The organism is Paenibacillus kribbensis (assembly GCF_002240415.1).
GTDB classification, from domain to species: domain Bacteria; phylum Bacillota; class Bacilli; order Paenibacillales; family Paenibacillaceae; genus Paenibacillus; species Paenibacillus kribbensis.
Window position 1 is genome coordinate 1,425,271 of the sequence record NZ_CP020028.1, and the last position, 25,692, is coordinate 1,450,962.

Genomic DNA, 25,692 nt, shown 5'->3' on the forward strand with positions numbered 1-25,692 from the left:
ATGGATTCGTATGAGGTTACCCTTGAAGAAATGCTGCAGGCACGCGAAAACCGGGCAGATAGACAAAGACAACTGATCAGCAGGTACGCGGTGCCTCTGATCAGCATGACGATCAATATCCCGGGACCACAGAAGTCCTCTCCAACTAGTAAATACGTTTTTCAAGAAGGCTATCGTATCTTGATGAGTCAGCTGACGGTGAACCAAATGACACCGCTGCACAGTGAAGCGTATGATCTGCTGACAGGCCCGGAAGCATATGTTGCCGTTCAGGCAGACGCGCGAATATTGAAAAAGTGGGTCATCGCGATTGAAGACGGGCATCCACTAGGAAGATTACTGGATCTGGATGTGATTGGACTCCATGGAAGGGCAATCTCCAGAGATGAACTTGGCTTGGACAAGCGAAAATGTCTTATGTGCGAGCAGACTGCGCATGGTTGTGGACGGAGCAGAGCACATGCACTTCCCGAATTGCTGGAAGCTGTCAAAGCACTGGTGGACAGCTATATACGCGAAAGCATCAAGTAGTCAAACGAGCATGATCGTTCATCATCATTACAAAATCCAGAGAAGAAGGTTGTTAGTATGTATGATTGCAACAAGCCTATTAAGTGATAGCCTTGGTCAACAGGCTGTCCTTGCGCTGCTAACAGAGGTCTCCGCCAGCCCAAAGCCGGGACTGGTAGATCGGTTTAATCGTGGCGCTCATAACGATATGGACTTCTTTACGTTTATGTCTAGTGCGGTCGCACTTTCCAGCTATTTTGAAAGATGTACAAAGGCAGGAGCTTCCTTTCATGGAGAGGATCTTCGTATACTATTTGCGAATCTACGTCCCTTGGGACAGGAAGCCGAACAGGCTATGTTTGCCGCAACAGGCGGGGTGAACACACATAAAGGTCTTATTTTTTCGCTAGGAATTATTTGTGCTGCTGCTGCGTATTGTTGTACGACACGAGCAGTTGCTGGCAGGCTGGATGAACAAATCATTTGTGAGACCATTGCTCAGATGACCAAAGGTTTATGTGCGAGTGAGCTTGCGTCTCTGAAAAAATCAACAGGCTTAACGGTCGGCGAACGGTTGTATAGAGAGTGGGGCATGACGGGTATACGTGGTGAGGTGGAAGCAGGCTTTCCCACCGTGCGAGCGTATGCTCTGCCCGTCTATCGTGAGTTGAAGTCATCGCAACGATACCATGTGAATGATATCTGTGTTCAAACCCTGTTGCAACTGATGGTTGTTAACGAAGATACGAATGTCGTTGGCAGACACGACAGGGAGATGCTAGCCTATGTCCAGCAATATGCCAAGCAGGTGCTGGAGGCGGGCGGTATCTTGTCAGAGAGAGGTGTCGCCATGATTCATCAAATGAACGATGATTTTGTGCAAAAAAATGTTAGTCCTGGTGGCTCCGCTGATTTACTGGCAGTCACAATCATGTTGGAAAATTTATATCTGGCGCCACCTGCAATATAACGGCAATGCGGTTCATAGCCGCCCCAATTTAATGAAAAAAGGCTGTCCCCAAAGTGATATGTCCCCTTTACAACAGACAGGTTCATTCGTAAAACCTACTGCTGTAAGGGGGATTTTTTTATGGAAATGGGCGTACCAGGAAATAAGGTTGGATTTTTTTGGATATATATGTTATGATTACTTTCCTTTTTTGTGTCGGAGCAAGTGAAGAGATGCAGAAATCGAGACATGATATTCTTAGGAGGTAACTGAAATGGAGAATGAGTTTCAAAGTGCCTATCAAGAAGAACAGCACAGGCTGTCGCTTGCTATGGAGGAAATTGATCGGAGATTGGAGCGGCTTCGTAATATACCGGTATACACCGGACATGATTTTACGGAGCAAGTACTGGAATCCGCGCGGGAGGAAAAGCGTCAGGATTTGGCCAAAAGCGCGCAGGAGCCTTACTTTGGACGTATGGACTTTGACGAGCGTGGCAGAGGGCAGCGTAAGCCGCTGTATATCGGTAAGGTCGGAGTGGAGCGTGAAGAAACGTCAGCGTATCCGCTCGTGATTGATTGGCGTGCGCCGATTGCCAGCTTGTTTTATTCGTTTACAGGCGGTGAAGAAACCGCGTCTTACGAAGCTCCCGAGGGAACCATTGAGGGTCTAGTGTATCTGAAGCGCAACGTTGTCATCCGTAAAAGAATCCTGGAACGGGTAGCCGATACGTACAATCGCGAAAGCGACGGGCCCGCCGTTTCCGATGAATTTCTCGTGTATCGTTTGGGTGAGAACAAGGATAACCGTCTACGGGATATCGTCTCTACCATTCAGGCCGAGCAGGATCAGATTATCCGTGCGGCTAAAAATACAGCCCTCGTTATTCAGGGGGTAGCGGGAAGTGGCAAAACGACGGTAGCGCTGCATCGTCTCGCATTTTTGCTTTATCAGTATAAGGATCAAGTGTCGGCGGACAAGATGGTCATTTTCGCGCCGAACCATATGTTTCTCGATTATATTTCAGATGTACTTCCAGAGCTGGGGGTCGGAAATATTCAGCAAAGTACATTTGCGGACTGGGCGCTCCAGTTGCTGGGGCTGGATTTACCTTTGGCGGACCCTGCCGAAACGTTAACTTATTGGTTTGAGAGTGGCAGCCTGAGAAGGGAATCTATGGATGAAGCGCCGGGACGATTCAAAGGTTCGGTTCATTTTATGAAGCTGCTGCAGGCTTTTGTGGAACGGCTGGAGCCTATCTCAGTTCCCGACGGCGACTTTTCTCCATGGGATGGGGCGGTGCTGTCACGGACTGAGATTTTGAATTGGTTCAATGAGGAATACAAGCCCTATCCGCTCGCGAAGCGGAAGGAGCGTGTGCTTGCAAGAGTCCATCGCTGGATTGAAATGGAGCTGAAAAAATCGCCTTCGGCGGCTGCGCTCAAGGAACGCAAGAAAAAAGCAGGGACCCGGGAAAAGGCATATGCTAAGAAATGGCCCCAATACGATGCGCTGACGCTTTACAAGCAGCTTTTTCGGGCAGCCAAAGGATTACCCGCAGATACGGCTGCGGAGATGAAGGCCTCTTTGCCGGCTGCTATTTTCAAGACCACACAGTCGGATTTACGAAATCAGGTGATCCGCGAAGAGGATTTGACTGCCTTGGTCTATCTTCATGTACTGATTCATGAGGTAGAATCGTCTCAGCGTTTTGACCATGTGGTCATTGATGAAGCGCAGGACTTTTCTCCTTTTCATATCGCATTGCTGGATTTGTTCGTAAAAGGTCACTCCTTTACAATACTCGGCGATTTGTCGCAGGGGATTCATGAATACCGTGGCGTACATGCATGGGAGGAAATGAGCTCTCTTTTTGCGCCGGAACATACGGGGTATTTTGCACTTACGCGGAGCTATAGATCAACCCTGGAAATTATAGAATTTGCAAATACGATTTTGGAGCAGGGCGTTCGCGGCGGCATTACCGCAGTTCCGGTATTTCGCAGTGGCGATCCGGTGCGTACCGTGTCTTATGACACATCGGGGCGTGAACAGCATTTGCTTACCGCTTTCAAAGAGCTTTCCTCCAAGGAGTATCGCACCGTATCTGTGCTGACACGTACCTTGAAAGAGGCTGTAGAGCTGCATGAGGTTTTCATCAGTGCAGGACTGGATGTACATCTGATTGATGGTGGTAAAAAGCAATATGAAGGCGGCTTGTCCGTTCTGCCTGTGTATCTTTCCAAAGGCTTGGAATTCGACGCAGTCATTGTAGCGGATGCCGACCATGAGCATTATGGAGAGCTGGCATGGGATGCCAAGCTGTTGTATGTGGGATGTACCCGTGCGCTCCATGAGCTGTGGCTCATGTATGACGGTGCGCTTCCCGGCTATGTGCAGAAGCAGCCGGAGTAAGGGGAAAACAAAGTAGAAAATCGTTTGCATCAGTATTCAAATTACTGTTCACCGTTGTGGTGGATACAATGGAAGTATACCAGTCTGAGAACAGCCACGGAGTTCATCTTTCGTCCAAGGCTGTTCTTTCTTATTGTGCGCGGCGGACTTGCAGGTATACAGATGTGCCATGACCATGCTATCTGCAACTTGTTAGCGGTTATGGTAGAATAAGAGGCGGTTCATAGCGTTTCAGTACAATTGATGATTTGAATTTTCAGGTTTTTAACCATAAGGAAGTGAATAAAATGGACTTATTTTCATATTCCGAGGAGTCGACGCCAAGCAATCGGTTGCTTGCGGATCGCCTGCGTCCAACCTCGCTGGATGAATATATTGGACAGGAGCACGTCGTTGGCCCGGGCAAGCTGCTGCGCAGAGCTATAGAGGCGGATCAAGTTTCTTCTATACTGCTGTACGGACCGCCGGGGTGCGGCAAAACAACGTTGGCGCATATTATCTCGCAGCATACGCAAGGCGATTTCGTCCGTCTGAATGCAGTAGAAGCATCTGTGAAGGACGTAAGGGAAGTCATTGACCGTGCGCAAACGAATAAATCGATGTATGGGAAAAAAACCATTTTGTTTCTCGACGAGGTACACCGTTTTAACAGCTCACGTCAGGATGCACTGCTGCCTGCGGTGGAAAAGGGGACGATCGTGTTTATTGGCGCCACGACCGAAAATCCCTTTCACTACGTGAACGGCGCCTTGATGAGCCGTTCTACGTTGTTTCAGCTTGAAGCGCTGACACAGGAGCATTCGCTAGCTGCCATGCGCCGCGCCTTGGGCGATGCGGACAAGGGGCTTGGCTATATGCAGCTTCAGGTGGACGAAGCTGCGCTGGATCACATCGCGTCCATGGCCAACGGCGATATCCGCCGCGCCTTGAACGCGCTGGAACTGGCGGCGCTCACGACGCCTCCGCTGGCAGACGGCACGGTTCACGTGACGCTGGAAGTCGCGGAGGAATCCATCCGCCGCCCGATTGTCAAGGCAGACGAGTCCACGCAGTATGACGTGCTGTCTGCCTTTCACAAAAGCATTCGCGGCTCCAGCGACGCGGCGCTGTTCTGGTTCCTGTACGCCGTAGAAAAGCTCGGCATGGACCCGATGACCTTTATTCGCCGTCTCATCGCGGCGAGCAGCGAGGATATTGGCCTGGCGAACCCGCAGGCGATGGTGCAAGCAGTGAGCGCGCTTGAAGCCTACCGCAATAACGGCTGGCCTGAGGCCAGGCTGAACATTGCACAAGCCATTTTGTTCGCTGTAGAAAGCCCAAAATCGAATGCCGTATATACGGCGATTTCACGGGCCATATCGGCGATGGACGATATCAAATCAGCCGAGGTGCCGCTGCATTTGCGCGACGCACACTACAAGGGCTCGGAAAAGCTCGGCCATGTTGGTTATCAATACCCGCACAATTATCCGAACCATTATGTGAAACAGCAATATTTGCCTGATTCGATAGCAGATCAGACCTTTTACCAGGCTACTGAGCAGGGGAACGAGTCAAAAATCAGACAAAACCAGCGGTGGCGTGAATCACAGTCATAGGATGCATGCTGTAGACAGACGTGCGGCGTATGTGGACCAGATATGATTACACCGTGATCCAGCATGAGTGAAAAAGGGGATAGAAAAAATGAAAGACATGCTATTCGTCGCGGCAGGCGGAGCGCTCGGAACTTCTGCCCGATATGGCGTGCAGTCACTGCTGCCTGCGGCCGGGGCGGATTTTCCACTTGGCGTGCTGCTAATCAATTGGCTCGGCTGTCTGTTCCTTGGCTGGTTCTTTACGGTAACTTTGCGCTCATGGCGGATCAAACCCCGCTTGCGACTTGCCATTGGGACAGGCTTTACAGGTGGATTCACTACCTTTTCCACCTTTGCAGTCGATGCTGTACGCCTCTCGGTTCACGATCGTATGCTGACGGCTGTGCTGTACCTGCTGCTTAGCGTAGGCGGAGGCCTGTTTTTGACGTGGACTGGTATTCGTCTGGGCACAAATATGACGGAAGCTCCCCCCAAGGAGGAACGTCTATGATCTGGTGGGCGGCGGCAGGCGGGGCTGCAGGTACATTGGCGCGGTACGGGCTTGGCATGTGGGCTGGAAAGCGGTTTGGAGCCGCGTTTCCGTGGGGAACGTGGATCATTAATATCAGCGGTTCCTTGCTGTTGGGGTGGTTGTATGGCGAATTTATGCAGCACCATCTGTCTCCTGCACTCTGGATGCTGCTAGGAACAGGCTTTTGTGGCGGTTACACGACCTTTTCAACATTCGGCTATGAATCTCTTCAACTGATGGAGCGTGGAGAATACCGGCGGATGGCTGCGTATGTACTGGCTTCGGTGGTCGTAGGAGTTGCAGCTGCGGCTATTGGTTATAGACTTAGTTAAATAATTATAATACCCCGCATGCAGACTACAAAAGAAAAAAACCTCCGAATCCAGACCGTGGTATTTTCAGCCGGGGTCGGTTTCGAAAGCTTTTTTATGAGGTGTTTCACCAAATGTGGATTTAGCGCAGCGCTTATGAAGCTATTTTTTATCCCGTTCTTTGTATAGCTCAGGCAAAAGGGATTGCAGTTCCGGTCTTGGATCAGGATCGGACAGCTTCATTTCCTCCAGTGTCTGGACCGCAATTCGCAAAACGGTATAATCTCTGTACCAACGGTTATCCGAAGGAACAACATACCAGGGAGCTTGCTTGGTTGCGCTCAGCTCCAGCACGTCCTCATAGTATTGGGTATATTGCTTCCAAAATTTGCGTTCCTGCAAATCACTTGGATCAAGCTTCCAGTTTTTGTGGGGCTTCTCGATCCGGTCGATCAGCTTTTCCAACTGAAATTGCTTGGAAATATGTAAAAAGATTTTAACCACCTTCACACCGCAATCCAGCAGCAGCTGTTCAAAGTGTTTGATATGCTTAATGTTCCGTTTGGCCAGTTTATCGGATACCTGTCCGTGAACACGTGTAATCAGTACGTCCTCATAATAAGAACGGTTGAATGCTGCAATATATCCACGCCCGGGGGTTACACTGTGGGCACGCCACAGGAAATCATGGCTTAATTCCTCAGCCGTAGGTGATTTAAAGCTATGGACCGTCACCCCTGCTGGATTCAGATTCGAGAATACATGCCTGATCACGCCATCTTTTCCGCTGCAATCCATACCCTGAAACACAAACAATACGGCTTGTTTCTTCTCCGTAAATAATTTACTTTGCAATTCCGCGAAACGTTCCTTCAATTGATCTGTTTCCTGCTGAATTTCTTCTTTATTTTTGATATCCTGCGTATCTTTGGGGTCCCAATCTTTTAAAGAAACTTTTTTACCCGGTGTCAGCATTCCTAATGAATTAGACATAAAGGCACGCTCCTTTTCAATTGAAGTATGATATCTTGTCTTCATCATATACCCAAATGAGATTGTTATCAAAAATTCCTTATGTAACTTTGCTTTTCTTGGTCTAAACGGCTACCTTTTCGACTTTCTGGTCACGCTTTTGGTCACAGAATTTCTCTTCAATTTCTAGTGGTTCAGATACTTCTTTTTTACTCAGTAAATTACTCAATCCTACTGCTGCATCTGACTGCATATTTTTTAATAAATGTGAATAAGTATCCAAAGTTATAGTTACACTACGATGTCCCAATCTTTCGGAAACAACTTTTGGATGTATCCCAATGGACAGCATCAACGAAGCAGAGGTATGTCTAAGATCGTGAAATCGAATAGATGGTAATTTTATTTCTTCTATTTTTCTTTTCATCAGTCTTGTAATTGTGTTTGGGAAAACTTGCTTCCAATATTTGTGCAACAGACTAAATCATTATCTACATACAATTCTCCAGCCAGTTCTTTTTCCATAAAGACTCTTTCATGTTGCTTCTGCAACATTTTACATTCACCATTAATTACTATCTTATCAGAATATTACTTTAAAACTACATGATAATAAATGTGTTGAAAATAAATGATTAATTTGACTTTGATAGAATTACTGGATATAATTTCAATATGTTGATAGGTAATTTTATATAATAAAGTGAAATTGTATCCATTTTTAATGGATCTATTCAACTAATGTGTAGAGTTTCCTTTGATTTGCTATAATCTGCTTTTGTCTAATTACATACTCATATATTTGCCAGCCTTGTTAGTCACTTTTTTTGTGAACATTCATGCAAAAAAGTTTCTATAAATTAATTAATTTTTAATATATGTATATCTTTAAAAAGAATTGATTGTTATTGGACGGTTACTCTGCCGGACATAAACAATATATTCGCAATTGCTACTTCATACTTAGAGGGTGATTGCGTAAGTTCGTATTTCTATTTGACTTATGGAGCTAACTAATTAAATTTTTCACATACATCATCTCTCCAAAAAATAGACATACGAGACTCTGACTCATATGGAGGGACAAAAAAATGAAGTATGGATAAACATGTCGACAAACTTTGAACAAGCATTCTCCTATATCAATTAAATCCCATTTGGAGGTATAATCATGAAAAAAGTTCTTAGTTTAGCTTTTTCCGCTAGTCTTGCTCTAAGTATCCTTCTTCTTCCCAGTGCAAACATTTATGCCGCTGATGAAACATCACCTTCCTACAGTGTTAGTGACAATTCTTATCAGGAAATGAAAGCTGCTGGTATGACTGATAGTGATATTGAGTTACTCCGTAAGCATAATGAAAATGATCTTCGTATCATAAAAAACGGGGAATTGGAAGAGAAGGCATTGAATGACCAAAAAACTAGCCAATCGCTCACTGATAGCTTGGAGAATCCTAGGTTAGCAGCATCAAGTTTAGGAACAGTTGGAGATATTTTGGTTGCCTATAACGCAAGTTCGTGGGGAATTGATTTCGGATATCCAGGTCATGCTGCTATTGTTTCCTTAATAAGTGGTAAAACGGTAGAATCGTTCCCAGATGATGGAGTTCAATATCACACAAATGATTGGAGAAGTCGCTCAAATGTTTATGGAATGAGCGTTAAAGGGGCTTCGGGTTCACAATATAGGGGAGCTGCACAATATGCAGCTAATCAAATTGGAAAACGCTATAACTGGAATTTTGTTGATCCATGGAGAGAAGATAGATTTTATTGTTCACAGTTGGTATGGAAGGCTTGGAAAACTCAAGGGATTGATGTTGATTATATAACAATTGATCCTGTTGTTACCCCAATGGAAATAGCTAAATCCGGTAATACTTCAATATACTACAGCAACTAACAAACCTTATCACTCACAGGAAAAAAATATTTATTTCCTGTGAGTGATTTCACTAAGGGGGACATTATGCTCTTCAAAAAAAGAATGAAAATTATTTTTGCAACTTTATTTTTACTTGGATTAGCAGCCATTTCAACGTTTTGGTTTACTGCAACACATCACTCATTGGAAAATAAAACAAAATCCGAGACATTTACTGTTGTTTATTCTAATGCAATGGATGACGGTGCAGAAATTGTGAAGTACAGCAATAAAGGCAAAATTTTAGACAAAAAAAACTTAGTTAATGCCCAGTCACTTTATTATTTTGCCAAAGTAAAGAATGACTATTATTTAATGTCTGAACGAAAAAATAGACATTACATACTTAATCAAAATGGAATTCTTCAACCATTTTTTGGACCTAATAAGTATGGAAAAGATAGAAATATCGGAACTTCATTTTTAAAAGAAAGCGACAATCATCTATTTTTCTCCATGAACGTGGGTATTAATCCGGGTTATTCTCCCACACAGTACACCAATGAATTGGTTTATTTCGATAAAGAAAATTTGAAATATAGAAATATTCTTTTGAGTGGATATTTATTATCAACCGTTGAATACAATAATATGGCATACACTTTATATGTGAACAATAATGATAATTCTGTAGGTATTTATGTCATTGATTTAAAAACATCAAAGAAGATCAAACAATTCACTATAGAAAATCGTTTGCAAGGTTTAACAGAATACTTTCCGGTAGGCCAAAATGGAGCATCACTACAAATATTTAAAGGCAAGCTTATTGTATTTCTTGATGGCAATACATCTGATACACAATTTCATCCTATAATGCAGATAATTGACCCTAAAAATGGTAAGTTAGAAAGTGAAACATCATTGTCAGATACTTCATTTTTGTTTTATGACAGCCAAATTTACAACGATAAATTATATATTCTCTCTGAAGACTTAAATTTTACTATTTTCAATGACCTTAACAAAAATCCTAAAAAGTTGAGATTAAAACAAAGCAATTCCGTCTCCGAAAAAATACAAAATGAGAAAGGAGTAATATCTGGAGTACACTATCTTGCAGGATCTGTTTTTGTCCTATATGATTATGTCAAAAATTCTCCTGCTGATAGAATAAGGGAAATAAGAGAATATGACTTATTGACAGGCAAAGAATTACATGTCATTCCTCTAGCATTTAAATCAAACAAGGAAATGATTCGTTTTTTTCTGACTAATTAACTTTAAGGAGCGATTATTATGATTTATTGGTTATTTCCAAGACTTAATCCCCTCCTCCCTACTCTATTACTTTGCCCCATTCTGGCAATCTTGATCGGAGTATGTTTCGCCTTTTTCAAAGGAAACATCTACTTAGGATTAATTCTAGCCTTGTTACTGCCTCTTATATTTATTGCCACCGATTTAGAAACCATTGCAGTTAATATAGATGCTTGGATTCTATATGGTTTTATCTACGCAATTATTACGTTTGTGGCTTATAAGATGGCGTTTTCACAGTTAGGAAAATCGAGTTAATTTTTTCACACTACTATCAATAGTCACCACAATCAACTTTTCGCACATTAACTTAGGTATAACAGGCAATGATGAATATCTCGCGTTCAATCCAGTGTATTTGCTGATTGGAAATCACTCTGATGCAAAATATATATCTGGAAACGGATATACAAAATAAATAATAATTAAAGGAGTTGCTATGAAAGTTAAACGAATAACATGGGTGTTGGCTGTTTTAACGGTGAGTGCTGTTGCATTCACTGGAATTATTACAAGTAATGTTAATGATTACAGTGATACCCTCAGAAAATCGGAAAGTGTTACTTACGAGCCAGTTCCCGCAGATGTTATAGAACAACTTAATCATCCTGATAGGATTAAAACTAAGGATGGATTGTTTGTAAAAACAAAAACACTTCAGGCTGAAAATCGCTTTAGTCAAAATGAAGTGGTCTTTGATGTTTCAGAGGCTACAGATAAAACCAAAGTGATTGTTGCATATGACGCTACTTATATTAAGGAAGAAGGTATTGAGTAGTTAATAGGGAAAGGATCAGTTTGAAAAGGTATCTTTCTATATTAATTCGATAGCTAAATTTCTTTAGGACGACTATGGTCGCCCTTTTTATTCCTCTTCACAGTTGAAGAACAATTATAACACCGTGTCATAAAGTATACCTTTTGCAATATTAGTTTAGTTTGTGTCAAAAGTAGTTATGGTACATGTCAAATAGTATATAAAATATATTGAAATATTTCATATATAAATATATACATTTTGACATAATTTTACTATAATATAATCAATGACATAGTAAAGGAAATCCGTATGAGTGAGATTAGACACTATGGTTACATAAGAGTATCGACTAAAGATCAGAACGAAGCTAGACAATTGGAAGCGATGAAGGATTTAGGTATCATAGAACGTGATTACTTCATTGATAAGCAAAGCGGCAACACAATATCAGACATTGAGGAGTGTGCTTAGACATGGAGACATTCTGTTCATTAAAGAATTGGATAGACTTGGACGGAATGCAGAAGAAATCAAACGTGAATGGCAAGATATAACGCATGAGATAGGCGCACACATCGTTATTCTTGATATGCCTATCCTTGACACTAGACAATATCGAAATGGTTTAGAGAAAGTTATATCCAGTATCGTGCTTGAATTGCTTAGCTACATGGCAGAACGTGAACGTGAGAAGATAAACGGTAGACAATCTGAAGGTATAGCAGCAGCTAAGAATAATGGTGTGGTATTTGGTCGTCCTAAGCAGGAGATAAGTGATTACTTCATTGCGGTATATGAGGAATGGAAGGAAGGCAGCATAACAGCGGTTGAAGCAATGAAGCGTGTAGAAATGAAGCCTAACACGTTCTATCGTAGGGTTAAAGAATATGAACAACAGCGACAAGTAGGATAAAATATACACCAGTAGACCCACAAGCCTAGATGATTATGTCTAGGTTTCTTTGTTATGTCTATGCTAATCCATATTAGCAGCTACAATAAAATAGGGTGGGGGTATTTTACATCGTAAACGCCTATTTAATTTCCAGAATTGTCCCAAGCACTTCCACTCCCACACTCAGGTTATCTTCTGGTTCGATTATATATATGACATAATTGTAACTTTCACCTCTTACAGTAATATGTAATATTTATACCATTACAATTGTAAAATGGAGGTAGCCTAATGGTAGCACCTTTTAATTTTAAGCTCACATTGGATTTCCATGGTGATTGGATTAAATTCATAAAATTTGAGTTAGGACAATTGCCAATTCTTCAAGAAAAAGATTACATAAATATTCCTCAAAACAAATTGGATTATTATTATTTTAACTGGCTCAAGCGCGCAATTCGTCCGAAGCCACGTAATGTACATATTTCAAAAGAACTTGATTGCCATACTCGTCTTCAGGAAGGATTAGATTTAATCATTGAAAAGATTGAAAAAGGGGAAGAACTTATTCCTCATCTTAGCAGAAAAATAAAGGACATTAATTATAGCGATCAATTACTTAATGATTGGGGAATACACCATCTTCACCTTGGTACTTTAATTGAAGAAGATGGTTTTGTTCAAAGAAATTCTAGAGTTTCTCACTTATATAAATTTCTTCTTTACGCACGTTTTAATGAAGAAAATGCATATCTAATCGTTGTGATGGATCACAAATCCTTTAGTAATCAAAGGCTAGTACAGATAATACATTATAATTGGCCTGAAACCATAAAACAATTTAAAGTTGATGAAGCTTTTACACTCGATGATCCCATTTCAAATGAATTTGTCAAAGAGCTTCGAAAAATAGGGGGAACATACTTTATTGAAGCGGAAAAGGGGGCAGTATATACACCAATTGGTGGGGGATATTCAATAGGTGGAACAAGTTTAAGCGCACTTACAGCAGGTGATTATTATCATCACAAAGTAACGAATCTTGAGAAACAAGTTAAAGAAAATATGTTTTTTTATCTCGGAGCAATTAGAGAAAAGATTGGAAGAAATCCTAAACAAGTTCATTTCAAGCTCTATATTGAGAAGGACAATTTCTATATATATGAAATATATTCAGAAATTTTATTTAAATAAATCACAGCGGAATTATAGCATTAGAGAAGAGATATAATAATAATTTAAAAACCTGATTCGATAACTTTTATGGGTGAAGCCACATAATCTTAATGTGGATTACTCATATAGACAAGCCTAGATATTTATGTCTAGGCTCATTATTTTATTTCTGCAAATACTTGATTGGTGATACGATAACTACATATAAATGCCAACCTAGTATCTTCACATACTAAATAATACTATGTACATATGCAAAATGACGATACCCTTAATCACGAAATCATCGCAAACTATCCGAAAAGGTATCTTAAGTAAATATCTGAAAAGTATATGACTTTATTCCGAAAAATGGTAAGATTATGAACAATAAAACAAAGATATTCTACTACTTATTTCTCAATTACATAATTTATTTAACTATGCATTATATTACAAGTTTATGATGAAGGGTGGATATGACATGAAGCATACACCTACGATACGGGCAGAATTAGACAGATACTTAAAACAAGAAGGTTTGAGTCTAATACAATTTGGGCATATTGCAGGCATGAATAGGGGGATAGTAAGTAGCATAGTGTCAGGAAATAAATCTATGTCTGTTAATCAGCTTGATCTAATCACCGAGGCCATGGGATTGGAAGAAGGGTATTTTTACGATCTGTTTATAGAAAACTACATCATAGACCATCCTCCGAATATGAGGCGAATCGAGCCATTTTTGTATCGCTGTGCGGATTTGAACAAGCTGGATGCGATCCGTCGAGTGGTGGGAGCCATCATGGACAATCTACTCTATTCACCCAAACTATTTGATATTGCAGAAACCCTATTCGCACAGGGACGATATGATGCGGCTCTGCTGCTCTATGAGAACGTAGCAGAAGTCGAGAAATACCAACATTCCGAACGTCTGGCTCTTTGCCAGTATCGTATATTCACGATTCAGGTTGGAGACGACCAAAACCGAAATGTCAGGGCAGCAGCGATATTTGAAGCTTTTGTAGAGCGTCTGGATGAAGTAGAGCAGCTTGACGCATTGAAGGATTTGGCAAACGTGTACAGGTCTTTGCGTAAATGGGACAAGGTTGATGAAATGGCAAGAAAGATGAGAGATAAAGCGAAAATCCAATATACTTTGAAACACCAACAGAACAGCAGAGAACTCAATGAGGCTGCTAAGAAGCTGAGTCGTCCCATGTTTGTATACATCACCTATGCCGACCTGTTGTGTGCAAGTGTCTGTGAAGCCCAAGGCGATTATCAGCAAGCTCTACATTATACATATGCCTACGCCAATTTAGATTGGGTCAAAGAGACGGACGAAGATGCTAAACATTGGATCAGCTTGTTTGAACATTGGGCGCAAGCTAACGTTACCGCAAATAAGCTTTTATCTGGGGATATAAACGCTTTATATGATTATGTTGAATATATTGGTGCACCGTCAGATACAGCTGAACAAGATAAGGTTACCCAACTGTTGAACATTATGATGACGGCAAACCGATACCAGATAGACGTAAATGATATACTCCAGCGTTTTGAAAAGGATGTTAATTCACTTTTGCAATTTCCACAATCTAATGACATATATACTAAACAAGTTTTACCAGAACAGTTTGCACGATTTGGTTATGAGTTGGCTTATTATTATTTACATCAAGGTTCTTACATTAATGGTTTTAAACATTTGATGTATTCAATGGTAAGTTATCATACACTGAATAATGAGACTTATTTTATAAAATGTATGGTGTTGTTTGAGCGTTATCGAGCTTATGTAGTATCCGAAACTAAGGCAGCATATTTAGAATTTATTGAAAGGGTGTGGATAGCTGATGTTAAGAAAAATGGCGCTATTGATCATAGCAACTAGTTTTTTGTTTATCGTGACTGCACCTGTTCAGACTCATAGCCAACACCAGAGTATCAGGCTTTACGATCAACAAGGGGGGGCTTAATATTTCAAACGAATGAGGAAAGCAAAAATCCCAGCTTAAAAAAATACACTCCCTAAAATGGATATTGGAGGAACCCAACACAGGTTGAACCGATAAAATTCTAAGGAGTGTATTTTTTATATAATAGTCAATCGAGAAGGAAGCAATCAATATAGAGACAAAAGAGGCAAAGTCAAATAATTTTACTTTGGCAAAAACGCAGGAGGATATTGCTCAGGAACTTGGCATCACGAAACAGCAGTTACATAACTACAAAAAATACCTAACTCTTATCTCTGAGTTGCAGGACATGGTTGAGGAACAAGATTTGAAAGCATCAACTGCTATACCCTAACTTAGGCATCATCTAACAGCGATATACATTACTTTAGTTGTAGTAATCACTGTTTTATTTCAGTTCAAATGTCACATCAATTAAAAGGTAATTTCAGGATAATGGATGGATATCCCTAAATCACCCCTTCTGATAAGATTATTTCCATCAAAATTAAAGTGGGCGTGGTAGAATGGGGAGAATATTGGTTCCACCTGACAAGCTGATGCAAGTGGCTGACCAGTTCTTGCATGGTAAACACGAAATGGAACGTATGCTGAATTTTTTGAGTGGACGAATTGATTTTGTCCAACAAGGCTGGTCTGGAGCTACCCAAGAGAGATTTTTTCAGGAATTTCAGGTTTCTCGACAATCTATGAATGTGACGCTTGAACGACTATCAACAGTAGCACAGGAACTTATTTTTATTTCAAAAAACTTTACACAGGTGGACGGAGAAAAGGTTGTATTAGATGTACCGGGAAATGGTGTACCTATTAAAACGGTATCCAGCGATGAAGGTTGGTTACATAAAATCTTTGAACAAATTGGACAAGCTGAGATCACCAAGGCTGAAGCCCAGATGGAAGCTAGCAAGCTTCAAAGTGAAATTTTATGGGATACTGTTCAGGGGGCAAAAGGAGCCATTCAGGAAGATTTAACCTTGGGGATGTTGCCCGACAAAGACCGTAACTATGATCATCCCATGGCAGCTAAAGTAGGTGAAATTCTCGGTCACGTAGCTACGACATTGCAGGGGGCTGGTGAGGTAATCGTTGGAACAAGTGGAGAAGGATTATCAGTTGCTGTTTCAGCTTCAGGCGTAGGGAGTATCGTTGGAGTACCGGGATTAATTGGATCGGCAGCTTTGGCAGCACATGGAAGCACCACCGTATTTAGGGGTGCAAGCGGAATTGGGAAAAGCTCAGCCGAATTGTGGCAGATGACGAAGGGGGAAGGTGGAGGTTCATCCAAATCTACTCCATCTTCCGGAGGTAAGGCAGAGAGTGCGCCTCATGCTATTGAGGGGGCGGACGGAGGTGGAAATTATGCTAGACCCTATGATGGAACACGTAATCCAGAAGTGGATTTTATGAATGGTAAAGGCAAAAGTACATTAGATAGACATGCCAGTAAGCACGATTATGATTTACCGGAAAAATATTTACAGGATGCAAGAGAATTTCTAGAAAAACGCCCAACGTCAACAACTCAGACTTTTGTCTCAAACGAAGGAACATATTTCAGATATGATTCTGCTACAAATGAATTTGGGATAATTAATAAGTACGGAGGAATCTCAACTTATTTCAAGCCTGAAAATGGGTTGGACTATTGGTTAGAGCAAATTAGTTTATATACTCCAAAATAAAGAGAGGCAACTAAGATGGATACGAAAAAATGCCCATGTTGCGGTAATTTTACTGTTGAAGAGGATTTTGATATTTGTGAAGTTTGTTATTGGCAGTATGATACTATTGCACACAATAATCCTGATATAGCCATGGGAGCGAATAAGATTTCTTTGAAGATGGCGCAAAAGAATTATAAAACTTTTGGGGCTTCTGAAGAGAGATTTATAGTTAAGGTCAGAAAACCAATATCGGAGGAACTTCCAGAAAACAATACTGAGAGTGATTAACATAAAAGCGAGTCTTAGAGGAGGAGATACATTTGATGAGGATTACCCAGTACGGAATTTAACGGATTCTGGGGTGAAGTATGGAAAGTCCCTCTCCCAGAATAATGGTAGAAAGCATTTGTTTTTTTAAGAGAGTGCTGCTGTAATAGCTAAAGTTCGTAATTTGGAGGATAAGGTTGTAAAGAAGAAATGAACGCTGAGATTGTAGAAATCATTAATGAATGGAATCCAATCAAAATATACCCTTTAATAGAAGATGAGTACTATTCGGAAATACGTAAAATTTATGAGATTAAAACAAACTCTGTAGAAGAATTAGCTGAACAAATCCATGTTGTATTTGTACAAGCTTTTAAAAAGGAGTTCAACAAAAGTATCGAAGAATGCTGGTGGATTGCTGAGAAAATAATTGATCTTATAAAATAGCGATTGCGGGTACATGGTCGATTCAAGATATTATCAGTCATATTATGGGTTGGGACAAAAGCTTGACTAAGACGCTTATACAGATTATCAATGATGAACAAGTCTCGTTCCAGGAACAACCCGATGTACAGGCATTTAACGATGCATCCGTTGCGTTCGGCAGAAATATGAAACCACATGAGTTGTTAAATGAAGCTATTGCTCAGCGCAAGCAAATGATTAGGAAGCTCAAAATGGTTTCAGAATTAGCTTTTGTCCGTCCATTTCCTAATAGTCCATACACCATGGAAAATTTTTTGCAACAGATGTTTGTTCTGCATGACAGACATCATAAAGAGCAAATCATGAAAGCTCTTCGAGCCATTCGCTGACGTTAGTCTGGGATTACTGGATTGTGCGCCTGAGCGGCAAAGGACGAAAGCGCCCATTAGTCTGCGTCCTGCAATAAAAAAAGTCGTCTCTCCCCAATAAGGAGAAACGACTTTTTTAATTAGTCGACCAAACCGATTATTCATTTAAACTGTTTCAGGCTGGAGTTTCTCAACCTTATCAATGGTTCCGCCGCCCAGGCATAATTCCCCATCATAAAACACGACAGCTTGTCCAGGGGTAATGGCTTTTTGATGTACATCGAATACGACGTGAACAGTTCCATCCTCAAGCCATCGCAAGGTTACTTGCTGGTCAGGCTGGCGGTAACGGAACTTGGCTGTACAACGGAATTCCCCGGATGGACGTGCATCTGCGCCTTCAATCCAATTCACATCCGTTGCAATCAGGCCGGTGGAATACAAGCTATGGTGACGATCACCCTGTACCACATACAAAATATTTTTCTCCAGGTCCTTATCGGCTACGAACCATGGTTCGCCTGAACCTGAGCCGCCGATGCCCAAGCCTTGCCGTTGACCCAGTGTATAGTACATCAGCCCATCGTGGCGTCCTTTGACTTCACCAGTAGCGATATCCACCATGTCTCCACCTTTTGCAGGCAGATATCCACTCAGAAACTCCTTGAAATTACGTTCGCCGATAAAGCAAACGCCCGTGCTGTCTTTCTTCTTGGCTGTATATAGTCCCGCGGATTCTGCGATTTTGCGAACTTCCGGCTTTGGCAAATGACCGATCGGGAACATGGCCCGGGACAGCTGCTTTTGACTTAACGCATTCAGGAAATAGGTCTGATCCTTGTTGCTATCCACACCGCGCAGCAAAGTAAAGCGGCCGTCTTCTTCCACAACCCGTGCATAATGCCCAGTAGCAACATAATCTGCTCCCAAATCCAGCGCTTTATTGAGAAACTCACCGAATTTAATTTCACGGTTGCACATGACATCCGGGTTAGGTGTGCGTCCAGCTTTATATTCATCAAGAAAATAGGAGAATACTTTATCAAAGTATTCTTTTTCAAAATTGACGGTATAGTAAGGAATGTCGATCTGTTCACAGACGCGGCGCACATCCTCCGCATCCTCTTCAGCCGTACAACGGCCAAATTCATCCGTGTCATCCCAATTTTTCATGAAGATGCCGATTACGTCATAGCCCTGCTCCTTTAGCAGCAGCGCGGTAACGGATGAGTCGACGCCACCGGACATCCCGACGACGACACGGGTTTCATGATTGGCTTTTGCCATGGTCATCACCCAATTCTTTCATTATTGTTGTAGAACCCACCTATTGTAACATAAACGATAATGAGTTACGATGTTTGGACGATTAAACGACAAGGCGAACGATGGGAGAAAACTACATAAAACGGGCTAAAGCCGTTCCAAATCGCTCGAAAACAACTTTTTTTAAGATTGTATCTGTAATGTTTCCCTTTACCTGCCCTAATATGTTAACATAAGCTGAGGGTTAGGATCGGAATAGAGAGGTTTACAACACCAATTATTCCGCGTGTTTAACGGAATTGTTACTATAAGTGAGGTGGCACAATTGAAAATATCAACGAAAGGCCGCTATGGCCTGACCATTATGATGGAGCTTGCTGCCAAGTTTGGCGAAGGTCCAACTTCTTTGAAAAGTATTGCCGAAAAAAATCAGCTCTCCGAGCATTATCTGGAGCAGCTTATTGCACCTTTGCGTAATGCAGGTTTGGTAAAAAGTATCCGTGGTGCTTACGGCGGTTATATTCTTGCCAGTGAACCGGCAGGAGTAACAGCGGGAGATATCATTCGTGTATTGGAGGGTCCGATTTCACCAGTCGATTTCACGGAAGAAGACGATCCGGCCAAACGCCAGCTCTGGCTGCGAATTCGTGACAGCATTGCAGAAGTGCTGGATTCCACAACGCTGAAGGACTTGATCACATACCAGGAACATGATGAGTTTGATAATTATATGTTCTATATTTGAGGTGGGATTAACATGAACAGAATTTATCTGGATCATGCCGCATCGACTCCTTTGCATCCTGAGGTTGCGCAGACTATGATGGACATCATGACCGGCCAATTCGGCAACGCTTCAAGCGTTCATGCCTTTGGCCGGGATGCCAAGCGCACCGTCAGTGCTGCGAGGGATGCCGTTGCGGCCTCTTTGGGCTGCAAGCCTGAAGAAATCGTATTTACAAGTGGAGGGACAGAAAGCGATAATCTGGCCCTGTTCGGGACGGCTACGGCAGATGGACGTACTTCCGGCCATATCATTACGACCACGACTGAGCATCATGCGGTGCTTCATGCTTGCGACGAGCTTGAAAAAGCAGGCTATGAGGTAACCTACGTTCCGGTCAACGGCTTTGGACGTGTCAACCCTGCGGATGTAGAGGCTGCCATACGACCGGATACGTTTTTGATCAGCATGATGTATGCCAACAATGAGATAGGCGTCATCCAGCCGATCCATGAAGTAGGACAGATTGCGAGAGAACACGGCATTGTATTCCATGTAGATGCGGTTCAAGCTTTTGGTCATATTCAGATAGACTGCCAGAGCCTTCCGATTGATTTGCTTAGCGTATCTGGTCATAAGATTAACGGTCCACAGGGGATGGGGGCTTTGTATATCCGTCAGGGTACACGCATCCAGCCGCTAATGCATGGAGGACTCCAGGAGAAGAAACGCCGTGCCGGTACCGAAAACATCGCGGGAATTGCCGGTCTGGCAAAAGCCGCAACGCTCGCCAGTGCGTCCATAGAGGAACGTTCGGCGTACGATACAACGCTTCGTCAAACCTTGCTGAAAGCATTGGGAGACACTTTGGGAAGCGATGCTTTTGTGATCAATGGTGATCCGGAGCATTCTTTACCGAATGTCGTGAATATCAGCTTCCCGGCCATTGGTACAGAAACCATGCTAATGAACCTCGATATGGAAGGCATTGCAGCGGCCAGCGGCTCAGCCTGCACTTCCGGGTCTCTGGAGTTGTCGCATGTACTGCAGGCGATGAATCTTCCTGAAGATGTTTTGAAATCAGCGATTCGTTTTAGCTTCGGTTTGGGTAATACTACGGAAGAAATGGAATACACGGCCCAGAAAATTGAAACCATATGGAAGCGGCTGCGTACTAGGTACTAGGGTTTTCTCCACATTTTAATAAGAAGGGAGGGCGGTTTTCCATTTCATTACATGAACGGAAGCAAGGTCTGACAGGCATGTACGAAAAGGACCGCACCTTCGTTCGGATTTGCAGAATGAGGAGGTACCCTATATTATGAAGCTTCAGGATATGATCGGGCTTACCGTTTTTGATGTGGAGAACGGGAAGCAGATTGGTAAAATACATGATTTTATGGTGACTGCTAATTGGAGAATTACGGGGATCGAGCTGGAAGGCAAAGGCCTTTTTTCTTCTCAAGTGAAGGTCGTTGCTTGGGATGACATCGTTGCGTATGGTGAAGATGCGATCATGATCCGTAATCAGCAGGCGGTACGTAAAACGGAGGCTCGTGAGATACAACATACGTACTTGCTTGGACCTGGTAAACTGAAGGATTTATCTGTGCTGACAGAGGAAGGGCTTATGCTCGGACACATTTCGGATGTTTATTTCGATCAGGAAATGGGCAATAACATAATAGGCTTGGAAATCAGCGATGGTTTTGTATCGGATATTATAGAAGGGCGGAAATGGCTGCCCTGCACCGAAGATATGTCCATCGGGGAAAATGCTGTCATGGTGCCCCCGTTAAGCGAGCAGCGTCTGGAAAAAGCCATATATTCTGTTAATGGATAGGGTGAGTTTATTGAGATGTCCGAATTGTAATTCGAAAGATATCGGCAAAATCGGCTCCCATCAATTTTATTGCTGGGGATGCTTTATCGAACTTCAGGTGAATGGTGAGAAAATGTCCGTCTACCAGGTAGAAGAGGATGGAACGCTTAGTTCATTGGATGACCTGTTCTTCGGAGATGAAATGGTGCAACAGGACTTGCCGCAGATCCACGCTTCTTCTTAAGCTTTACGCACGGAGCGGACAGGCTGTCTACTATGGAGTGTTTTCTAACCCATTGCTTGAATATGACTCAATGGGTAGATATGGCTTGATAAAAATAACGAAGAGGGTGACTCCCGGTGGCTGTATTGGCCTGGGAGTCACCCTCTTTTGTTTGCACGGTTCTGCGAAGACATCAATGCTTACAGTTTAAAGCGTTTGACCTCTTCCAGCAGAAGATCCGCGTGCGAATCGAGTTTGGCGGAAAGGTCGGCAATGTTGTTCATGGCATGGCCTTGTTCTTGCACGGAGGAAGCGACTTCCTCGGTAGAAGCTGCACTTTGTTCAGAGACGGCGACCACGCTGGAGATAACGTCGGAAATATGTCCGGCATTCACGCGGAGTTGATCCGTCGCGGCTGAAACGTCCCCAATTTGGGTAAGCATATGCTGAGAAGCTCCGCGGATGGATTCAAACGCCTGTCTCGTCGCGGTGGCTGCCTGCTCCTGTTCAGCAGTTACAGTAAGAGCCTTTTTCATTTCCTCCGTACTTCGTAGTCCTGCAATTTTGATTTCTTCCAGCTTATTCATGATACTGTCACTGGAACTGCCCGCTTGTTCAGCCAGCTTCCGCACTTCCCCTGCGACGACGGCAAAACCTCGTCCGTGTTCCCCGGCTCTTGCTGCTTCGATGGACGCATTGAGGGCCAGCAGGTTTGTTTGGGCAGCGATATCGTGGATGGCACCGGCCAGACGCTCGATATCCTGAGTTTTTAGAGTGAGTGAATCTACCGCTTCTCCTGCCGCAGTCGTCGTTTGTCTGGACTCTGCTGCAAGCTTCGCTTGACGCTCTGCTGTTTCATACCCTGCCACCACGGCAGAATCTGTCTCGAACACCGCAGTTTGAGTCCGTTTGACACTTTCTCCAATCAGGTTGATAGAGTCTGTCATGTGAGTTAGCTTCTCAGAGCCGGAATACACGGCCTCAGCCTGATCGCTCGCTCCTTGAGCAAGCTCTTGAACTGCACTGGCGATTTGTGACGCGATGGTTCCCGTATCTTTGGCATGCTGGTGCATATCATGCGAAGCTGAGCTGACATCGACGGCTGTATCTGCTACCTTGCGCAGGAGGTTAGAGAGGTTATCAGACATGATATTAAAATCCGCACCCAGGCTGGCGATTTCATCCTTACCCTTAATATCCACTCGTGTTGTCATATCCCCTTCAGCTACTCGTTTGACGTTCACTTGAAGCTTCCGAATCGGCTTGATAAAGCTGTTTGCCGCCCAGATCGCCAGCAGCATGGCAACGACGAAGATAATAGCAACAGTAATCAACAGTTGGTTACGAGTGGAGTAGTACTCCTGAAAAGCAATATCTTTTGAAATAGACAATCCTACAATCCAGCCTGTGCTGGGCATCTTTTTAAAATAAAGCTGGCGCTCACTGCCATTGTAGCTGTAGTCTGCTTTTCCCGAAGTGGCGCTCAGCAGGGCTGCAGTTGACGAACCTAGCTCGGGCGTATCCTTGAGATTTTTACCAGCCAGCTTGCTGTCTGGATGTGCGACCACGACTCCGTTTTGGTCAATCAGAAATGCATAGCCTAATCCGTTCAGGTTTATGTCTTTAATGATTTTGGTCATATCGTTTAACAAAATATCTTCACTGACAACCCCAGTGATGGAGCCGTTGGAATCCTTGAGTGGCTTCGCAATCGAGATGGTGAAATCGGTGCTGGCCGCATCAATATATGGGGAGGAATAATATATTTCCCCTTTGGCTTTGGCATCCTTGTACCACGGACGGGCACGAGGATCATAGCCTGCTTCAAACCAGCCGGAGCCATCCCAGTAGGTTCCATCCTCAAGTCCAGCATAAATGTTAGCGATACTTTGATCCTTATAATTTTGAAAGGCCGCTTTCAGGGAAACTAATTTGACATCTGATGGTATATCAGCTGATTGCAATTCGGCAGCCAGCGTTTCGATAATTTGGGCATTCCCGCGCGTCCACCCGTCGAGCTGGTTGACAGTTTCGGAGGCTTTGCTGCTCATAAGCTCTTGGATGTCACGGTTAGCCTGATTTTTAATGCTTGTCATGCTAATGACAGACAAAGGTCCAGCCGCAACGACAACAATGCAAGTAAAAAGGAGAATAAGTTTCATTTTCAAGTTCATGTAACGACCTCCGATGATTCAGAAATATGAAAATCTAATAGTTCTTTGTACTTATATCGACAGATGGAATGAATTTGTTAATTAATTTCATCCGTTTTCATCATTTTTTTACAATGGACATTAATGGTAAACGCCAGAATCCAAAGGAAGGATTAAAGTAAAGATACAGGCATATACTTAAAGAAGGCTAGTCCGGTAAGGGGGCACAATATGGAGCAATTAACGAAAAGTAGACTGTTCCGGTACGGAATATGGACGCTGCTGGGACTTGTCATTCTATATTTTATCTGGCTGCTGCGACCTTTGTTTTTGAATCTGTATGATTTTCTGAAAACAATCATTGCTCCGTTTGCGGTAGCGATGATCATTTCCTATGTTCTCAATCCTATTGTCAGTATGCTGGGCGGTCGCAAGGTGCCTCGAAGTGTAGCCGTGCTGCTTATCTATGCTGTATTTTTGGCCAGCCTTATTGTCATTTTGATGAATCTGATCCCGATGTTTATTGAACAACTGGATGAGCTGAATGAGCATTTGCCTGAACTGACCATGCATGCACAGGGATTAATGTCGAATATGGATAGCGGCATTTTGCCTCAAGGGGTGCGAACGGGGATGAACCAATGGTTTTTCCAACTGGAAAACCGCATGGCTACGGGGATTTCCAACTTTATGGATAACATTGGTAGCATGATCAACATGCTGTTCAATGTATTCATTGTGCCATTTCTCATTTTTTATATTTTAAAGGATTTTGAAGTGTTCGAGCGGACGATTGTATCTTATCTCCCGCGTTCTCGCCGTAAGGCGATTGTAACGGTGCTTAAGGAAATTGATCAGGCACTTGGCAACTATGTCAGAGGACAGCTGCTGGTATGCGTCATTATCGGCGTAATGGCTTATATCGGATATATGCTGGTTGGTATGCCTTATGCGCTATTGCTGGCAGGTGTGGTGGCGATTTTTAATATTGTTCCGTATTTGGGCCCTTTTTTGGGGGCTGCTCCGGCGGTAGTAATGGCTTCTACGGTTTCCTTCAAAATGGTGCTGTTGGTCGTGGTCGTGAACACCTGCATTCAAATACTGGAAAGTAATGTAATTTCCCCTCAGGTAGTCGGACGAACCCTGCATCTGCATCCGATATCCATCATATTCGCCCTGTTGGTGGGTGGAGAAATAGCGGGAATTACCGGCTTGATTTTGGCAGTTCCGGTGATGGCCGTATTAAAGGTAGCGCTTCAGCATTTTTTTGCTTATTATGTGAAGCGTAAACCGATCTGATTTTGTATGTTTTCCTAATGCATCCTGTCTGAAATCGCGTTGACACGGCTAAATGACACGGATATACTGAATTGAGTATGTTTAAATGTGTTTATCCAGTAGGGAAAGCTCATTTCGGAGTGCGGGCTGAACCCGCCGGGATGCTCCCGTTACCAGTGAAAACAAGGCGATCGCTCGTCCGTTAAACAGATGCCTGAGTGTGCAGCTTGCACATGTGGCATTTCG

General features: G+C 43.0%; 26 protein-coding genes and 1 pseudogene. 23 read left to right on the plus strand and 4 right to left on the minus strand.

The window, feature by feature from the left end:
* From citX to crcB (B4V02_RS06430), 6 genes are all read left to right on the plus strand, one after another.
* Entirely contained in the window at window positions 1–531 is a 531-nt protein-coding gene (gene citX / locus B4V02_RS06405; RefSeq protein WP_094154155.1) for a citrate lyase holo-[acyl-carrier protein] synthase, read from the plus strand.
* Between the two features lie 61 nt (window positions 532–592).
* Window positions 593–1,480 (plus strand): triphosphoribosyl-dephospho-CoA synthase CitG, encoded by an 888-nt coding sequence (citG, locus tag B4V02_RS06410; protein WP_094154156.1) that lies wholly within the window; start codon window positions 593–595, stop codon window positions 1,478–1,480.
* Window positions 1,481–1,733: 253 nt separating this feature from the next.
* The gene (locus B4V02_RS06415; protein WP_094154157.1) at window positions 1,734–3,875 is read left to right on the plus strand and encodes a HelD family protein; all 2,142 of its coding nucleotides are present in this window, start codon (window positions 1,734–1,736) and stop codon (window positions 3,873–3,875) included.
* A 287-nt stretch (window positions 3,876–4,162) separates the two neighbouring features.
* A complete protein-coding gene (locus tag B4V02_RS06420; protein ID WP_094154158.1) occupies window positions 4,163–5,473 on the plus strand; it encodes a replication-associated recombination protein A in 1,311 nt (436 codons plus the stop codon).
* Window positions 5,474–5,561: 88 nt separating this feature from the next.
* Window positions 5,562–5,963 carry a fluoride efflux transporter CrcB gene (gene crcB, locus B4V02_RS06425; protein ID WP_094154159.1) on the plus strand — a complete coding sequence of 134 codons (402 nt, stop codon included), beginning with the start codon at window positions 5,562–5,564 and terminating at the stop codon, window positions 5,961–5,963.
* Entirely contained in the window at window positions 5,960–6,316 is a 357-nt protein-coding gene (gene crcB, locus B4V02_RS06430; RefSeq protein ID WP_094154160.1) for a fluoride efflux transporter CrcB, read from the plus strand. The genes crcB (B4V02_RS06425) and crcB (B4V02_RS06430) overlap by 4 nt, the downstream gene beginning before the upstream one ends.
* Before the next feature lie 141 nt (window positions 6,317–6,457).
* On the opposite strand, the gene B4V02_RS06435 is transcribed toward crcB (B4V02_RS06430), so the two are convergent.
* Together B4V02_RS06435 and B4V02_RS06440 are read right to left on the minus strand one after the other, a co-directional pair.
* A complete protein-coding gene (locus B4V02_RS06435) occupies window positions 6,458–7,288 on the minus strand; it encodes a PPK2 family polyphosphate kinase (RefSeq protein ID WP_094154161.1) in 831 nt (276 codons plus the stop codon).
* Window positions 7,289–7,391: 103 nt separating this feature from the next.
* The gene (locus B4V02_RS06440) at window positions 7,392–7,694 is read right to left on the minus strand and encodes a tyrosine-type recombinase/integrase (protein WP_244188464.1); all 303 of its coding nucleotides are present in this window, start codon (window positions 7,692–7,694) and stop codon (window positions 7,392–7,394) included.
* Window positions 7,695–8,438: 744 nt separating this feature from the next.
* On the opposite strand from B4V02_RS06440, the gene B4V02_RS06445 reads away from it, so the two are divergent.
* The 12 genes and pseudogenes from B4V02_RS06445 (at window position 8,439) to B4V02_RS06495 (ending at window position 18,001) form a co-directional block, all read left to right on the plus strand.
* The gene (locus B4V02_RS06445; protein WP_094154162.1) at window positions 8,439–9,170 is read left to right on the plus strand and encodes a YiiX/YebB-like N1pC/P60 family cysteine hydrolase; all 732 of its coding nucleotides are present in this window, start codon (window positions 8,439–8,441) and stop codon (window positions 9,168–9,170) included.
* Between the two features lie 66 nt (window positions 9,171–9,236).
* Window positions 9,237–10,412 (plus strand): YncE family protein, encoded by a 1,176-nt coding sequence (locus tag B4V02_RS26480; RefSeq protein ID WP_244188465.1) that lies wholly within the window; start codon window positions 9,237–9,239, stop codon window positions 10,410–10,412.
* Between the two features lie 18 nt (window positions 10,413–10,430).
* Complete coding sequence (locus B4V02_RS06455; RefSeq protein WP_094154163.1) at window positions 10,431–10,709, plus strand: hypothetical protein; 279 nt, start codon at window positions 10,431–10,433, stop codon at window positions 10,707–10,709.
* Between the two features lie 181 nt (window positions 10,710–10,890).
* Window positions 10,891–11,229: a hypothetical protein gene (locus B4V02_RS06460; protein ID WP_094154164.1), complete on the plus strand. Its 339-nt coding sequence runs from the start codon at window positions 10,891–10,893 to the stop codon at window positions 11,227–11,229.
* Between the two features lie 291 nt (window positions 11,230–11,520).
* Window positions 11,521–12,124 (plus strand): annotated as a pseudogene (locus B4V02_RS06465) (recombinase family protein).
* Window positions 12,125–12,397: 273 nt separating this feature from the next.
* Window positions 12,398–13,300: a hypothetical protein gene (locus tag B4V02_RS06470; protein WP_094154165.1), complete on the plus strand. Its 903-nt coding sequence runs from the start codon at window positions 12,398–12,400 to the stop codon at window positions 13,298–13,300.
* 445 nt (window positions 13,301–13,745) lie between these two features.
* Window positions 13,746–15,164 (plus strand): helix-turn-helix transcriptional regulator, encoded by a 1,419-nt coding sequence (locus tag B4V02_RS06475; protein WP_094154166.1) that lies wholly within the window; start codon window positions 13,746–13,748, stop codon window positions 15,162–15,164.
* Window positions 15,165–15,436: 272 nt separating this feature from the next.
* On the plus strand, window positions 15,437–15,583 hold the full coding sequence (locus B4V02_RS27270) for a hypothetical protein (RefSeq protein ID WP_157739716.1): 147 nt from the start codon (window positions 15,437–15,439) through the stop codon (window positions 15,581–15,583).
* A 172-nt stretch (window positions 15,584–15,755) separates the two neighbouring features.
* Window positions 15,756–16,934, plus strand: a complete 1,179-nt coding sequence (locus B4V02_RS06480) for a WXG100 family type VII secretion target (protein ID WP_094154167.1) — start codon at window positions 15,756–15,758, stop codon at window positions 16,932–16,934.
* 15 nt (window positions 16,935–16,949) lie between these two features.
* On the plus strand, window positions 16,950–17,204 hold the full coding sequence (locus B4V02_RS06485) for a CPCC family cysteine-rich protein (RefSeq protein WP_094154168.1): 255 nt from the start codon (window positions 16,950–16,952) through the stop codon (window positions 17,202–17,204).
* A gap of 189 nt (window positions 17,205–17,393) precedes the next feature.
* On the plus strand, window positions 17,394–17,630 hold the full coding sequence (locus B4V02_RS06490) for a DUF1871 family protein (RefSeq protein WP_094154169.1): 237 nt from the start codon (window positions 17,394–17,396) through the stop codon (window positions 17,628–17,630).
* A gap of 62 nt (window positions 17,631–17,692) precedes the next feature.
* Window positions 17,693–18,001 carry a ClbS/DfsB family four-helix bundle protein gene (locus B4V02_RS06495; protein WP_244188466.1) on the plus strand — a complete coding sequence of 103 codons (309 nt, stop codon included), beginning with the start codon at window positions 17,693–17,695 and terminating at the stop codon, window positions 17,999–18,001.
* A gap of 144 nt (window positions 18,002–18,145) precedes the next feature.
* Here the strand turns inward: B4V02_RS06495 and mnmA are convergent, their stop codons facing one another.
* Complete coding sequence (gene mnmA, locus B4V02_RS06500) at window positions 18,146–19,267, minus strand: tRNA 2-thiouridine(34) synthase MnmA (RefSeq protein WP_167383749.1); 1,122 nt, start codon at window positions 19,265–19,267, stop codon at window positions 18,146–18,148.
* A 304-nt stretch (window positions 19,268–19,571) separates the two neighbouring features.
* Here mnmA and cymR point away from each other — a divergent pair, with 304 nt between their 5' ends.
* The 4 genes from cymR (at window position 19,572) to B4V02_RS06520 (ending at window position 22,036) form a co-directional block, all read left to right on the plus strand.
* Window positions 19,572–19,991, plus strand: coding sequence for a cysteine metabolism transcriptional regulator CymR (gene cymR / locus B4V02_RS06505; protein WP_007431631.1), 420 nt, complete (start codon window positions 19,572–19,574; stop codon window positions 19,989–19,991).
* A gap of 12 nt (window positions 19,992–20,003) precedes the next feature.
* Window positions 20,004–21,155 (plus strand): cysteine desulfurase family protein, encoded by a 1,152-nt coding sequence (locus tag B4V02_RS06510; RefSeq protein ID WP_094154172.1) that lies wholly within the window; start codon window positions 20,004–20,006, stop codon window positions 21,153–21,155.
* Between the two features lie 136 nt (window positions 21,156–21,291).
* Entirely contained in the window at window positions 21,292–21,813 is a 522-nt protein-coding gene (locus tag B4V02_RS06515; RefSeq protein ID WP_094154173.1) for a PRC-barrel domain-containing protein, read from the plus strand.
* 10 nt (window positions 21,814–21,823) lie between these two features.
* Complete coding sequence (locus tag B4V02_RS06520; RefSeq protein ID WP_025718630.1) at window positions 21,824–22,036, plus strand: hypothetical protein; 213 nt, start codon at window positions 21,824–21,826, stop codon at window positions 22,034–22,036.
* A 179-nt stretch (window positions 22,037–22,215) separates the two neighbouring features.
* Here the strand turns inward: B4V02_RS06520 and B4V02_RS06525 are convergent, their stop codons facing one another.
* A complete protein-coding gene (locus tag B4V02_RS06525; RefSeq protein WP_094154174.1) occupies window positions 22,216–24,189 on the minus strand; it encodes a methyl-accepting chemotaxis protein in 1,974 nt (657 codons plus the stop codon).
* Between the two features lie 210 nt (window positions 24,190–24,399).
* Here B4V02_RS06525 and B4V02_RS06530 point away from each other — a divergent pair, with 210 nt between their 5' ends.
* The gene (locus B4V02_RS06530) at window positions 24,400–25,467 is read left to right on the plus strand and encodes an AI-2E family transporter (protein WP_094154175.1); all 1,068 of its coding nucleotides are present in this window, start codon (window positions 24,400–24,402) and stop codon (window positions 25,465–25,467) included.
* Window positions 25,468–25,692: the final 225 nt, after the last annotated feature.